Below are 14932 nucleotides of genomic sequence, written 5' to 3'. Positions count from 1 at the left end.
TAAAATCAATTTTACCCGGACATGAAACACGGATTTATGATCCTGCTGATGTTGTCAATGACATTATCTGAAGGATACGCACAACAAGACACCACACATGCATCAGCCACTGCAACGGACAGCAGCGGCAATGGCAGGAGCCTGCCGTCACCCCTCTCTGCACCACCGTTTCCCGGTGGTGAATGGGTGGGCAATCCGCTGATCGGCATACCCAGCGACGCACCGGATTATCCGTTAACGAAACTGCTGGGCCTCGCCCAAAACAAAAGCCGCATTAAAATTTACGGATGGGCGGATGTTGGTGCCAACTTTAGTACCTCCAAAAACTCCAATGCCCCCACATCCTACAATCTCGTTCCCAACAGGGTAGTACTGGACCAACTGATACTGCGCATTGAGCGGCAGCCTAATACTGTGCAGCGGGAACATGCCGACTGGGGTTTTGTGGTTGACAACATTTTCGGCACTGACTATCGTTACACGCTGGCAAAAGGCATCTTCAGCGATCAGCTGCTCAAAGACAACCATCTGTATGGATATGACCCCACACAGGTGTATGCCATGCTTTATTTACCGAAAATAGCAGAAGGCCTGCTCATCAAAGTTGGACGCTTTATTTCACCAGCTGATATTGAAGCGCAGTGGGCGCCGGACAACTACCTCTATTCCCACTCGCTGATGTTTACAGTAGACCCGTACACGTTTACCGGTGTACATGCCGCACTCCGATTAAATGCGCACTGGCAGTTGTTTGCCGGCGTACATGGAGGCAACGACATGGCGCCCTGGAGCAAGTCATCCAGCGTGAACGGCCTGTTCATGGCCCGATGGGTTTCCGGCAATAACAACAACTCCCTGTATGGCGGTATCAATTCACTGGGACGGGGCTATTACAAAAATGAACACGACAACCTGCAGATGGCCGTACTCACATGGGGTCACCGCTTCAGTTCCATGGTTCATATGAATACGGAAGTCTATTATATGTGGCAACATGATGCAGCAGTGGGTGGCACCGCTATCGACGGGCCGGCTAAAGAATGGTACATGAACACCGGCCTTGGGGATATTATCCCGGGCGTAGCATCTGCCGTGGGCGCCGTGAATTACTTCCAGGTACAGCTGTCCCCTGCGAAAGATTATCTGTGTGTACGCAACGATCTGCTCAATGATCCGCAGGGTAACCGTACCGGTTTCAGCACGCTGTACACCAGTCATACCATTGGCTGGGTACATCACTTCAGCCCATTATTGCGGATACGGCCGGAAGTTCGCTATGAGCGGGCCTGGCGCAATGATGCCACCCCTTATGACAATGGCCTTCGCCGTGACCAGTTCACCGCCGCAATGGACCTGATTGTTCGTTTCTGACCTTATGTGATAGTAAAAGAAAGAAAAAAGGACATCTGCTGTATTGCGAGATGTCCTTTTTTTCTTTTACCTGGCCAGGCTGTATTCGTCCATTTTGCGGTACAGTGTCGACAAGCCAATGTTCAGCAGCCGTGCGGCTTTGGTCTTGTTTCCGGCGGCGTAACGGATCACCCATTGTATATGCTCCCTTTCCACGTTCGCCAGATCGAAGGTGCCGGTACTTTGGCGGCCCCCTTTATGCCAGCGTACCTCCAGTGGCAATGTTTCCGGTGTCAGCTCCAGGCCTTGTGCCACGATAACGGCCCTCTCCATCACGTTTTTCAGCTCCCGGATATTACCGCGCCAGTCATGCTGTTTTAGCTGCGCCACAAAATCACTGGTCATACCGCTTACAGCTTTACCACTTTTAGCGGCGAACAGCTGCATAAAATAAGCGGCAAAGAGAGGGATATCCTCCTCTCTTTCGCGCAGTGCCGGCAACCGGACCGTAAACATATTTAATCGGTAAAAAAGATCTTCCCGGAAACGGCCTTCTGTTATTTCTTTGGTCACTTCACGGTTGGTGGCCGCGATAATACGTATATCCGTTTTCGTTGGTTTGGTATCCCCTACCTTGATAAATTCACCGGATTCGAGCACGCGCAACAGCTTTGCCTGTAGCTCCAGGGGCATTTCCCCGATCTCGTCCAGGAAGAGCGTACCCTGATGTGCTTCTTCCATCAGTCCTTTTTTATTTTTGACGGCGCCGGTAAAGGCGCCCGCTTTGTATCCGAACAGTTCACTTTCCAGGATATCTTTTCCAATAGCGCTGCAGTTAATGGCCACAAAATCTCTTGCCGCCCGACAGCTCGCGTTGTGGATCGCTTGCGCGAACATTTCTTTTCCCGTGCCGGTTTCTCCCAGCAACAGTACCGGTGCATCGCTGGGAGCAGCCTGTGCGGCCAGTTGGCGGGCAGCTTTGATACCCGGGGCGGTGCCGATGATTTCCTGAAAAGAAGCATAACTGGTCCCGATGCGTGTTTCCAGGTGCTGAATACGTTGTTGCAGTCGTACTTTTTCCATTGCGCGGAAAAGCAAAGGTATGATACGCGTGTTGTCATTGCCTTTGGTAAGATAATCAAAAGCCCCTGATTTGATGGCGCGCACACTATCGGAGATGTTGCCATAAGCCGTCAACAGGATAATTTCCGCCGGCAGCTGTCTCTCCCTGACATAGGTCACCAGATCGATCCCATTGCCATCCGGCAACATCACATCGCACAGCACCACATCTACCGGCGTATCTTCCATTAGGCGGCGGGCAGATTTAATATTGGCGCAATCCTGTACGTTAAATCCTTCGAGTGCGATAATACGTTTCAGCAGATGACGGACCTTCTCCTCATCTTCCACTAACAAGATGTTTCCCGTTGTCATGTTTTGGTGAAATTTTAGTAATCAAAAAAAATGCTGTCAAATCATTTGCAGTTGTTCATCTGTTGCATCCAGGATTTCGCTGCTGATTTTCAGGATGCGGTCCACATCTTCCTCCAGGCTGTTGACCAGCTCGAGCTGACCCGGCAGCAGAGGGCCGGTGCGGGCATCGGCCAGCAGGCCAAGGCTCATCTGCATGGACGCAATGGGAGTTTTCAGTTCATGAGAGGCTGTAGCAATAAATTTAGTCTTGGCAGCGGCCAGTTCCTGTATAGCGCTGATATCGCGCAATACCATCACTTCTCCGATCGCGTCCCGGTTATTTTCCACGGTCATTACTTCTTTAACAAAAGTGTAAGTCTGGCCGGCGTGGCTGATCGTCAGCCGCTGTTGCGCAGGGTGATGAATGATGGTGTCCAGCACTGTATTACCGGGCGCTTTCACCTGTCCGCATAACCGTTTGGCCACGGTATTCATAAACAGGATATTCCGTCTTTCATCAAACCCGATCACGCCGTCATGCATCAGGTTGATGATGGTCTCCATCCTTGCTTTTTCCGCTTTCAGTTGTTCGATGTTGCTGTTTTCATAGCCATGCAGCTTTTCCGCCATATTATTAATCCCTGCCGCCAGTTGTCCAAACTCGTCACCGGGGCGCAGGTCGATGCGGGCACGGTAGTTTTTCTCCGCTATCTGACGGATACCGTTAGCCAGCAGTCCTACCGGCCTGCTGATGATCTGTGGGAAACTGAAGATAAAAATGATATACACGCTGAGCGACAGCAGGGTAAATACAGATAAGGCTAAAATAGCGTTGGACGCGGTTTTGGATGCCACGGCACTTTTGCGGGATATGGCTTCCTGGTTAATGATGGCAATCCTCAACACCTCCTGGCGCAGGGATTTGATCAACTCCTCATTCTCCGGGTCTGCCTGTAGTTTTTTCACCGTGGCCGCTGCAGCGGCCGTAGCCGCATCTTCTCCATGCTCCGTTATGTTCCGCTGCTGCAGGGCCAGGTCCTCCTTCAGGGAGGCCAGTTGCACCGGCCGTGTTTCCAGCGCCTGCAACATATTATTACAGTAAACAATAGAATGCAGGTTTTGCTGTAAGATCAATCGCGCATCACGGTCCAGCTGATAAATGCGGTAAATACCCTGCATACTGATGGCTAATGTCACGGCAAACAGGAAGGTAAGGCCGAGGATCAGTTTTGTTCTTAACCGTAACATGGTAAGTGTTTTTTATATCGCCACCAAAGCGATGCCATACCCACGAGCAGAATTTAACTGTTTGGTTATTAACTTATTGAGATTTTACCGCTATCTTGAGACCCTTCAGAAATGGTAGGGTTATTATCAAAATGGTAAAGTATTTACCCGTTTTTCCGGGTGGTGGCATCCATTAAATACTTTATATTTACGGCCCATCCGGAAACAATATAAAATGTTAACCATATGTCCGAAACGAATGTATTCCTTGTCATGCTCGAGAGTAGTCAGCACGAACAATTACCGGTCAGTATCTATTTAACCCATCACACGTTCAGCGGTATCGTGACCCACATCACCCCGGAGACCGTAGAGATCAGAACATCCGGAGGTCAGCCGGCGATCATTCTGCTGAACAAAATTGAAGCTGTTATCGGCAGCTGATTTCTTTACATTGAAAAAACGATAGCATGGAAAATAGTACCCAACGCCCGGAGCACGCCTTGCCCGGGCTTATCCGCAAAGTATTGGGCAGCCCGCATTCCGAACAGGTGATCAAAGCGCAGATTATCCAGATGGCTTCCCAGAACCTGCATGTACCGGAAGTGACCACCGCGTTGCTGGAAGTACTGCCCCTCACAAAAGATAAAGAGACCCGGGACCAGCTGCTGCGCTTCCTGTCAGCGCTGAACACCTCCCGTTTTGCCGATACCGGCGCCTTGTTCCAGGCGCTGCTGGACGTGTACCGGCAGGAAAAAGACCGCGATACCCGCACCACGCTGTTATATCGCCTGCAGGAAAGTATCCACCAGGACCCGCGGCTGGCAGTATTCTTCGTGGAACTGTCGGGCCAGGAGAACCTCAGTGAACAGGAACGTATAGCCGTACAGGATACCCTTGCCTCCCTTCCTGTTATCACGGAAGATATTGCACTGGCAGCGCTGCTTAAAAACGTGAACGCCCCTACGATATTACAATTACAGGCCATAGAGATAGCAGAGAAATGTCCATCCTGGAGCGCGCAAATGGTGGCCGGCCTGCAACCTTACCTCGACGTCAAAAACGATCGCGGTATCCGCTTCCGCATCCTGCAACGGCTGGCAGCCGCACGCCTGCTGGAACCTGCCTATGCCGATGTGCTCATCCCCGTACTGCGTACCGACAACGATGTCCTTGCCCGCCACGAGGCGCTGAACGCCCTGTCACGCATCAAACCATGGAACGAGGCCATCCTCCTGCAGCTGCTCTGGTCTTCATCCCACGACGGCGATGCAGGCATCCGCAGCCAGGCTTTGGCTTTGCAGGGAGAACAACCCGAACGCACCAACGAACAGCTGATCAGTATGGCCGGCCTGCTGGCCACTGACCGCTCGGAAGGCGTACGACTTACCCTGCTGCAGCAGCTTAAGCCCGTAATGCGCATAGCGGAGATCAGAAACAAAGTGGCCACTGCTTTCGCCGGGAATCCCGGTGTTTTTAATGACGAGGAATTTAACCAGCTGACCGATATGCTGGCTCCTTACGCCGGCAGAGACGAACAAGTCAGCCAACTGTTGCTGCAAAGCATCAAAGACCTTCCCAGCACCAGCCAGCGTCAGAAAGTACTGCAACTGCTCATTGGAAAAATCAGCCTCGAAAAAATGCTGGACCCGGTGGTACAGCTGTTTACCCGGGAGCACAACGAAGTGCTGCGGGAAGTGCTGTTCAACCAGATCAAGGCGTTGTCCGTGTCCCGCCATCCGCAACTGGTGGATATATTCTGCGCGGAGCTTACCGAGCCGGGATCACCGTTCAGGGTCACCTGCGCCGGCATCCTTGCCAACGCGGCTGAGCTTTACGCACAGATACCACCGGCACTGGAAGACGTACTGTTGTACGATAACGAACGGGAACTGGTACGCCTTTGCCTCGATGGCTACCTGCGCCCCGGCGTAGACAAAAAGTTCGATGTACTCATCCAGGTAGTGAAGAACGAGCTGATAGACAACGCCTCCAGACAGAAAGCACTGGACGCCATCCTGAAACTTTCTTTAGATGAACACCAACAGGAGACCATGGCCAACGCCTTGTCCGGACTGAAGCCCGGCACACTGAAAACCTCCTGATAAACGACCGTCAATATGGACCTTAGCCAAACCATCGCCACCATCCGCGAACGCAGGAACGCCGGCACCGAACAGGCGCTGCTGATGCTAGATATGGTGCCGCTCTCCGATACAGACAATAAATATTCGCTGCTCTCCGCGGCGGCCCATTACCTTAATGATCCCGCCTTGATCAGCAAATGGATCGGGCTTATTGCCGCCGAGACAGACACCCGGCTGAAAGCGGACATGCTGCAACGCCTCGCCGCCACAGGGCTGCAACAGGTCCCGGACAAGCAAGGCTTCGCCGACCTGCTGGCCACATCGCTGCAACAGGACGAATCCAGGGACATCATCCTGCCCCTGCTGGGCAGGCTCTCCCTCATTTATCCGCCCGCACGGGAACGCCTCATCGCTTTTTATCAACAACAACATAACGCTGATGTCAACCGGCAAATCCTTTCATGGCTGCTGATACCCGTTCAGGCTACGGAGGCCGACCTGGCCTTCTACCGCAGCCTGCTGGACAGCACTGATACGGACGACAAACTGCTGCTGCTGAACCGGCTCCTGCTGCGCGACCAGCTGACACCGGAGCAGATAGCACAACAGCTGCAGCCCGCCACGCCGGCTGTTATCAAAGAGATGGTGCTGCGTTTCTGTTTTGACCGCTCCACCGTTCCCGAAGCGGCCCTGTGTACGCTCGTTCGCGCGGATAAAACACCGCAGATACGCAAATGGAGCATACAACTGCTGGCCGTACACGGCGTCAGCAACAACGATGTGCTGGACACCCTCCTGCATGCATTAAGGGAAGACCCCGACCCGGCCGTAAGACAGGCCGCGATGTTTGTATTCGCGTACAGCCTAACCCTTACACCGGCAATAATTGAGCATCTCACACGCTGCCTGCAAACAGAAAAACATATGCAGGTAGCCTTACAGCTGCTGCAGCTGCTGGCACCCTATACAGAAAAAAATGAGGCCCTGACGGAAGCATTGTGGCAACTGCCGGACCGTGACATCCCGGTCGATCTGGCTGCCACGTTATACGACATACTCGGCCGGCAGGTGCCTGTAAAACCGGCGCTGCTGGAGAAGTTCATGGCCGCCTACGAAAAAGAACAGCATGACGCCTGCAAGGCCATCATCCTGAAAGCCATCACCAGCGCCATGAACACCGGAGAATCGTGGAACCGTTTTTATCTCCGCGCACTGGAAGCACCCTCCGCCGCTATCAGGAGCTGGGCCGTACAAGCCATATTGTACATTCCGCTGACGCCCGACAATACCAGTACTATCGCCGCAGCAGCGCCGGTGTTGCTGCATCCGGAGATACCACACCAGCAACGGCAACTGCTGGCACGCAAAATCAGCTGCATCCCGCAGCTGCCTGCCGCCGCCGTACAGGTGTTCAGCAAGCTGGCAGACCATAGCAACGATGCTGAACTGCAACGCCTCGCCACCAAAGTACAGGAGAAAGCCATCTCCCATAACGGCGGCACACAGATCAACTGGGAACAGTGGCTGCATAAAGCAGAAGTAACCCGCGACCTAAACGGCATCTTCCCGCATATCTGGCTCTTCTACGATGACAATCCGCAGATGGCCGACAAAATATTATTCGCCGCCATTAACCCGGCAAACAGCAATAGCCTGTACCAGTCCGGCGTAACAGACATCGAAATACTCAATTTCCTTTCCGTGAAAACCGGCATCAATGACGACATGAGCCGGTATGCCCTTAACCAGTTACTACATACCGATCTGGGCAACGAATCGAAATTCAAATGGTACCTGCTGGTGCTGAAAAGTAATCCCGCCAATGCGGAGCTGCGGGAAGGCCTTTGGCTGCTGCTGGAGAAGAGAGGACGTTATATCAATATGATACAGCTCGACGAACTGCTGCGCATCATATGGAAAGAGCAGCTGGAGGCTGTTTTCCGGCAACACCTCTTACAACAGACCACCGCCGCCGGTGCCGTGCCTTACCTGCAACACCTGGAAGCCAACAATACCTGGGAACCGATGCCGGTATTGCTGAAAGAAGCCGCGCAATTGCCCGGCATGTTACAGGACAGCAGCTTTAAAGAAGCGTTGCAGCGGGCTTGCCGCGCTGCCGGGCTCGATGTGGACGACCTGCTGCGCAGCGCCGCACCGCCTGCCGCTCCCGAAGCAGATGGCCCCGGCTTCGCCGATTAACCGGCGCTGGTACATTATTTCATCATCTTCACAGCACAACATATGTCGGAAGAAATCTTATTATTCGATATACTACTATCTACAGAACGCAGTACAGAAGAGCGGCTGACCGCCCTTTCCCGGCTGCGTCCCTTCCTGGAAGCGGCAGAAGGCATTACCAGATTATGCGATGCCGTACAGGCGGAGACAACAGTCGCTGTAAAAACAGCGATGCTACAACAGTTATGTGAACTGGACAGTGCCCGTGTAACGGACCATCCATCCTATATCTCCACGCTGGCCCTCATTGCCTGCCTGGACCCCGAGCGCCCGTTGCGGCTGATGGCCGTCAGCACCCTGGCTTCGCTGGCCGCGCATGTTGACGATATACAGGACATACTGGCCGAAACGATGGCCCATGACCTTGATACAGCTATACAGCTGGCCAGTATTCAGGGCCTGCGAAACAGCGTCCGCAAATCGGAGGCTACCATCGGCAGGATAGGTGAATACATCCCGCAGGCGCCGGCGGCGTGCCGCGAAGCACTACTGGCACTCGTGCAACAGCTGCCCTTACCTGCCGCCGCCACGATGGCCCTGCAGTTTACCGGACCACTGGAAGCCACCCATCTGCGGCTAACGGCAATCGGTTTTCTGGCGGCCATGCCGCAAGTGCCCTCCGATGCGCTGTCACAGCTGGCCGCCATGATACCAACAGAAACATCGTTGCCCGTACGCGAGGCTATCATCAGCCTGCTGGCCGGCATGCGACAGGTAGATGAAACACTGTTCAAAGGCATCTTCCAGGCGTTGCAACAAATGCCGGACCTCCCCGATCTGCTGGCGCTGGTCACCGGAAGGCTTACCGCCCACCCGGAGCTACAGGACGCCTTCGCAGCCCTGTTTGTCGCCACACCGTCCGCAGGGCTGAAGATCAGGCTGCTCACACTGTTACAACAGGCAGATATGCCACAGCTGATCGTCAGCGGGATGCAGGATGCCAATCCATATGTAAGAGAAGCGACGCTGCCGTTGCTGACATCCCGCTTTGCCGCCTTCCAGGAGCAGCTGGAACCGGCACTGGCAGCAGCTATCCGGCAGGAGCCACTACTGGCGCTGCGCAGCGCCATGGTACAGGTAATCCTGCAAACCGGCCGCAAATCCGCAGAGACAGCGCGTTTGCTCGTAGAACTGGCCACCACGGAAACAGACCATCACCTGAAAACACAACTCGCCACCGCCGCGTGTGAGGTGACCATACAGGAACAATTCCAGCCGGCGCTGTTACAGCTGTATTGTGACATCCTGGAGGGACAGTGGTACCCTGCCGCTCTCAAACAACAGGTGATCGACCGGCTGCAAACCTTCTCCTACAGCGACAACCCGCATCTTCGTAAAAGCCTCGGCCTCCTGCTCGACCAGGCTAAAGATATCCATGAGCTGGACCGCATCTACCGCGTGCTGAAAACACTGGAAGCAGATTTCAGTCAGCTGGCCCCTTCCCTGTTACAGGCACTCTACCGGCACATCGCCTGGTACCCGCAGCAGCCACTGGATGAATGGGTGAAACTGATCGGCCAGCTGGCGGAACAACATCCGGGCCTAAGAGCGGAACTGCCTTACCTGGTGTCTGTCACCGGCGCCACATGGCTGCTACAGGGCGCAGAAAAAGCAGACCAGACAGGCGCCTTCCTGCCCACGCTCAAAGATGCCATGATGAAAAACAACGGCATGCAGAGCTTCATGGAAGTGCAACGCCTCATCAACGACGCGTGGAACAACCGCACCATCAAAAAAGGCGAGATCATTGCGCTGTACCAGATGCTGCTGCAAACGCCGAAGTCCTCCGGGCTGCTGCAACAGGTGACCGGCATCCTGCAACAAGGCAAGCTGGTAACACCGGAACTGGTGACCCTCAGCCTCGACTATATCCTTACTTCACAGGACACGGAAGGCGTATATGTGGTCCGCAAATACCTGGAGCAGGCAGGCTTCATCGACCTGGAGTACCGGGAACGGCTACTCCGGCTGTTTACACAGGAACGGTATGTACAGTTTATGCAGCACCGCCTGCCGCAGCTGCATTCCAAACGCCGCATACAAACATTCAACGACTGGGAATATGCCGGTGGATGGACCTGTCCGTACGGCCAGTGGCCAATTGCAGACCTGGTATTTGCAATTGAACCGGGAGACCATATCATGCAGGTGTTCAGCGAACTGCCGGCAGGTGAAGATACCAACGCCACATTGCCTTACCTGGTGCTGGAGCACCTGTTCCGCAATAGCAACGGCGTATGGGCGAAACAGTTATATGGCGACAATCAACGGCTGGAACAGTTCCTCACCCTGCTTTTCAAAGGATATCAGCAGCTCACCGCCCGCAACCCGCTGGGCGACCGGATGATGTACACCTTCTGGAAAAAATGGAATGACTATGTGAACCGCCTCAACGGCCAGCCGGCTCCGCCTGCCCTCGCAGATGCCGCCACGCTTATATACGCAGGCGTATGTCAGTTGGCGCATCGACTGGACCCCGTCCTGAAAAACAAACAGTTCCCGCAGGTGCTTAAAGGAATGAACAAAGATCTGCTGCATCAGCACTGGCCCTGGGACCAGGACCTTTGGGAGACTTTTTCCTACAAGAACTTCCCGGTATACGACCCTGATCAGGAAGCGGCCGTGCAGCTGTTTCAACAGGCCGCTAAAACCTTACAGGCGGGCAATCATGCCGAAGGCTACCAACTGCTGAAAGACCTGCTGGCACGGTATCCGCACACCCGGCAGGTGAAAGAACAACTGTCTGTGATTAATAATGCATTGCAACAGCTGGAAGAAAAACTTCGTCCTGCATAAAAAATAATAAACCGCGGCAGCTCGTTCCCTGCCGCGGTTTATTTTTACATTTCCCCCTCCACCCTGATTTTTCCATGGCGGCCAAATGACATGGCTACTATGTTACGCCTCATGTCGGGAAAATTCGTCAACTCACAGGGAAAATCAGATATCAACCGGCCCTCTCTATCCGGTTATCTTTGTTTTGATTCCTAATAAAAAAGATCAGCATGAAAAACAAGCAACCGGCATGGGCGTCCTTTTTAGGGCTCTCCCTGATAATATCCGCCTGCAATAAGGATGATGAGGGCAATATGGGCATGACATCATCCCCCACGATCACGGTAGAGAACATATTGGATTCAAGACCGCTGGTTGAATCAGGCACTTTTAAAAACACCGGCAGTTCACCCGTGATTATGCCGGGAGAATCCATATCCTTCCAGTTCTCCGCCGGAAAAGGCCAGGCAGTGTCGTTCGCCACCATGTACGGGTGGTCCAATGACCTTTTTTTCGCCCCCGCCAACCCCGGCATCAAAGTATACAAAGATGACGGAACGCCCATAGAAGGCGATGTTTCAGCCCAGGTAAAACTTTGGGACAATGGCACCCGGATTAACCAGGCACCGGGAGCTTCCGTCATGCATCCGGGCACGGCAGAAGACACCCCCAAAAACATAACAGAAGTAAACGGCACAGACGCGCAGGGCAATACCTATGCCGCAGCATCAGCCCTGATGAAGGCCAGTTTGCATTACAACGGCAATTCTATCTTTACATTAACCATCACCAACACCTCCGGCGGCACGTCCAACCCCACCCCTTTCAGTCCGGGCGTGTGGACAGTCTCCTACCTTGCCGGTGGCAATTTATTAAGCCCCAATCCGCTGTACGAAGCCGGTAAACCCAGCGCCAACGGGTTAACCAACATCGCAGAAATGGGAGACAACAGCGTGCTGGGAAATTATATCAGTGGGCAAACCGGTATTTTTACGCCATTATCGCCTATATTGGTGGTGGTGTATAACGGTATTGACAACCCGATCTATAAGACAGGAGAAAACGACCGCGGCCAGGGATTGAAAAAACTCGCTCAGACCGGTGATGCCAGCGATCTGGCAGCTTATTTGAAAACAGTAAAAGGCGTTAAAAACGTATATGTGTTACCAGCCCCCAACACTACGGTATTATTGCCCAAAACCGGCGGCCAGACAGGCGGCAAGGTTTCGCAGCAGTTGAGCGTGGCTAACGGCGACAGGATAGCAATCGCCACCATGTACGGCTTATCAAACGACTGGTTCTTTGCGTCGACCGGCAATGGTACGGATGCCACTCAGACCGGCGATATCTCCGGATCGATTGCCCTTTTTGATGATGGCACCGCTGTCAACCAGTTTCCGGGGGCAGGCTTCACACAAGCCAACTTTGGCGGCACTCCTCTCCCGGAAAACAAAAACATAACAGCAGTACCCAATCCCAATGACTTTACCACACTACCGGCAATACCCAATATCATTAAGGTAACTCTTCAGTAAATGTGTATGGTAAGTGAATATGATGAAAAAGCGACATCGGCACGGTTCATTATGCATGTCAACAATGACCGGTTTAAGGGAGCAGGGATGCATAAACCCACCGTGCCGATCAATACCTTTGTGTACAACAAGGGGAAAGCACAACGGGTAACCATTGATGAGATCAGTTATATGATGCCCACAGCTTCCATCCTGCCATTGGTATCCAATCAGCATTTTGTATTTGAAGCCCCGGACCAACTGGTAGCATGGCAGTTTAACCGGGAATTCTACTGTATCGTGGACCACGATGCAGAAGTGGGCTGCGTCGGGTTTCTTTTCTATGGCATTCATCACCCCATGTTCATCAAACTGGATAAAAGCCAACAGGAAGAAATACAATACCTGGAGAAAGCATTCTCCGCAGAATGGCCGTCCCAGGACCCTTTTCAGGGAGAAATGCTGCGTACCCTGCTGAAACACCTGATCATCAAAACAACCCGTATCGCCAAACAGCAAAGCGATTGCTATCAACAGTTTTCAGATGAAAGAATGGATATTGTCCGGAAGTTTTCCCTGCTGTTGGAATGCTCATTCAGAAAGGAACACGGCGTAAAGTTTTATGCAGGCGCACTGAACAAATCAGCCAAGACACTTAGTAATATCTTTGCGCTGCTGGAACAGCCCGCCCCCTCCAGGCTTATTCAAAACAGGATCATACTGGAAGCAAAACGATACCTTCATTATACCGGTAAGACAGCCAAGGAGATCGCTTATGAACTGGGGTTTGAAAGCCCCGCCCATTTCAGCCGTTTTTTTAAAATGTACACCGGTATCAATATCTCTGCATTCAGGGACAGTCAATCAGCAGTAGACATCCTTCCTTAAACTACACCGCCGGCGTGGTTTCCCGTTGCAGTGCGGCGGCTTCCTGCCAGTTCACGATCAACACCCGGTACATCACCACTCCGCTGGCCACGATCAGCGCCATGTAGCTGAAAGACAAATTCTGTCCGTCTTTGGCGGGCAACACATAAATGATCCCCGCACTGAGCATGGACACGATCACGTATACCAGGCCACCAGTAAGGCCTCCGGCGATGCCTGCATTTTTGGGGAACCGTTGCAGGCAGTAAGTAAAGTAGTTATTGTAAGTGAAGCCTGCTCCCACATGCACGAGGAAGGCGAATACCAGTACCGTCCACAACTGGTTGAACAGCAGGAACGTGCCCCACAGCGCAAAGGCCGCTATAAGCTGGCAGCCTATATTGACATTCATCTTGCGGACAAAGGGCTTGTTAATGGTCCCTTTGCCAACGAAACCGCCCACCATCCAGGCAAAGCCCAGGAACAGGGAACAGTAGCCTGTTACCACCGGCGACAAATTAAAATAATGTTCAATGATGAAAGGCCCTGACATGTTGTAGATCATCACCATGGTGTAAGCCAGTCCCAGCATACCGATACCTAGCGTAAAACTGCTGGTGCGCAGCATCTCATAATAGATAGACACTATCTTCGCCGGATGGAACGGTGTTTTCTGTTTGAGGGTCTCTCCGCTGAAGAACACTTCCAATACCAGCAACAGCGCGGCATATCCGCCCAGGAAATAAAAATTCGATTCCCAGCCGAAGTTCACCTCCAGGTAACCACCGATGAAAGGCGCTATGATAGGCCCGGTAGACCATATAATGGTAAAGAAGCTGAGGTAATGTTTTAATTTTTCGCCGGAGTAGAGGTCTACAAAAAGCGCTCTTTTACTCACCACCATAGCAGCGATGGTGATGCCATGCACGATCCTCATGGCATATACCACATATAAGCTGTGCGTATTAGCGATGATACCGCATGAAATGCAGAAAAGCAACATGGACACCAGGGCTATCCTGTAGCGGCCGTAGCTGTCAAGCAATCCACCGATGAAGAGTTGTGAAACGCCGTAGCTGATCAGGAACAGGCTAAGCGTTAGTTGTGCTTCGCTGCTGGAAATACCGAGTGCATTGGTCATGCCTGGCAGCGAGGGAATGTAAATGTCGGTGGCAAATCCCGACATGGGTATCATGGCAAAAGCGAGCAGGGTCGCTATCCCGATGTTGCCTTCCTTAATAGGTCTAACAGTGCTGGTCGTCATTTTTACAGAGGCTGGTGATTCAATTCGCTGCAAAATTAGGTCTTCATCCCCTATCTATTGACATAGTAATCTCATAAAAAATGTAGCGCTGTTCCCATAAAAAACATTTTGAAGAGAAGTTGAATTTTTGGTAAAAACATTAACAGCCGGTATGAAAACCATCATACCGGCTATCTTCATTGTTTACTTTTCTA

10 protein-coding genes are annotated in these 14932 nt (G+C 52.6%); 7 read left to right on the top strand and 3 right to left on the bottom strand.

All coding sequences use genetic code 11. The features are described 5' to 3' along the window. The first annotated feature begins 21 nt into the window (after positions 1 to 21). The gene (locus tag HGH92_RS24020) at positions 22 to 1371 is read left to right on the top strand and encodes an outer membrane beta-barrel protein (protein ID WP_168873360.1); all 1350 of its coding nucleotides are present in this window, start codon (positions 22 to 24) and stop codon (positions 1369 to 1371) included. A 66-nt stretch (positions 1372 to 1437) separates the two neighbouring features. Here HGH92_RS24020 and HGH92_RS24015 read toward each other — a convergent pair whose 3' ends face one another. Both HGH92_RS24015 and HGH92_RS24010 read right to left on the bottom strand, forming a co-directional pair. Next, on the bottom strand, positions 1438 to 2787 hold the full coding sequence (locus HGH92_RS24015; RefSeq protein ID WP_168873359.1) for a sigma-54-dependent transcriptional regulator: 1350 nt from the start codon (positions 2785 to 2787) through the stop codon (positions 1438 to 1440). A 36-nt stretch (positions 2788 to 2823) separates the two neighbouring features. Continuing rightward, the gene (locus HGH92_RS24010; protein ID WP_168873358.1) at positions 2824 to 4014 is read right to left on the bottom strand and encodes a histidine kinase dimerization/phospho-acceptor domain-containing protein; all 1191 of its coding nucleotides are present in this window, start codon (positions 4012 to 4014) and stop codon (positions 2824 to 2826) included. A 225-nt stretch (positions 4015 to 4239) separates the two neighbouring features. On the opposite strand from HGH92_RS24010, the gene HGH92_RS24005 reads away from it, so the two are divergent. From HGH92_RS24005 to HGH92_RS23980, 6 genes are all read left to right on the top strand, one after another. Continuing rightward, positions 4240 to 4437 (top strand): hypothetical protein, encoded by a 198-nt coding sequence (locus HGH92_RS24005; protein WP_168873357.1) that lies wholly within the window; start codon positions 4240 to 4242, stop codon positions 4435 to 4437. 26 nt (positions 4438 to 4463) lie between these two features. Continuing rightward, positions 4464 to 6098, top strand: a complete 1635-nt coding sequence (locus tag HGH92_RS24000) for a hypothetical protein (RefSeq protein WP_168873356.1) — start codon at positions 4464 to 4466, stop codon at positions 6096 to 6098. A gap of 15 nt (positions 6099 to 6113) precedes the next feature. After that, positions 6114 to 8279 carry a HEAT repeat domain-containing protein gene (locus HGH92_RS23995; RefSeq protein ID WP_168873355.1) on the top strand — a complete coding sequence of 722 codons (2166 nt, stop codon included), beginning with the start codon at positions 6114 to 6116 and terminating at the stop codon, positions 8277 to 8279. A 42-nt stretch (positions 8280 to 8321) separates the two neighbouring features. Further along, positions 8322 to 11114: a formate dehydrogenase accessory protein FdhE gene (locus HGH92_RS23990; RefSeq protein ID WP_168873354.1), complete on the top strand. Its 2793-nt coding sequence runs from the start codon at positions 8322 to 8324 to the stop codon at positions 11112 to 11114. Between the two features lie 209 nt (positions 11115 to 11323). Further along, entirely contained in the window at positions 11324 to 12628 is a 1305-nt protein-coding gene (locus tag HGH92_RS23985; RefSeq protein ID WP_168873353.1) for a spondin domain-containing protein, read from the top strand. Beyond that, complete coding sequence (locus HGH92_RS23980; RefSeq protein ID WP_247655045.1) at positions 12629 to 13495, top strand: AraC family transcriptional regulator; 867 nt, start codon at positions 12629 to 12631, stop codon at positions 13493 to 13495. Position 13496: 1 nt separating this feature from the next. Here the strand turns inward: HGH92_RS23980 and HGH92_RS23975 are convergent, their stop codons facing one another. Next, the gene (locus tag HGH92_RS23975; RefSeq protein ID WP_168873352.1) at positions 13497 to 14738 is read right to left on the bottom strand and encodes an MFS transporter; all 1242 of its coding nucleotides are present in this window, start codon (positions 14736 to 14738) and stop codon (positions 13497 to 13499) included. Positions 14739 to 14932: the final 194 nt, after the last annotated feature.

The organism is Chitinophaga varians, assembly GCF_012641275.1.
Taxonomy (GTDB): domain Bacteria; phylum Bacteroidota; class Bacteroidia; order Chitinophagales; family Chitinophagaceae; genus Chitinophaga; species Chitinophaga varians_A.
The sequence above is the reverse complement of the archived record's forward strand: the minus strand, read 5'-3'. Positions and strand labels throughout refer to the sequence as shown.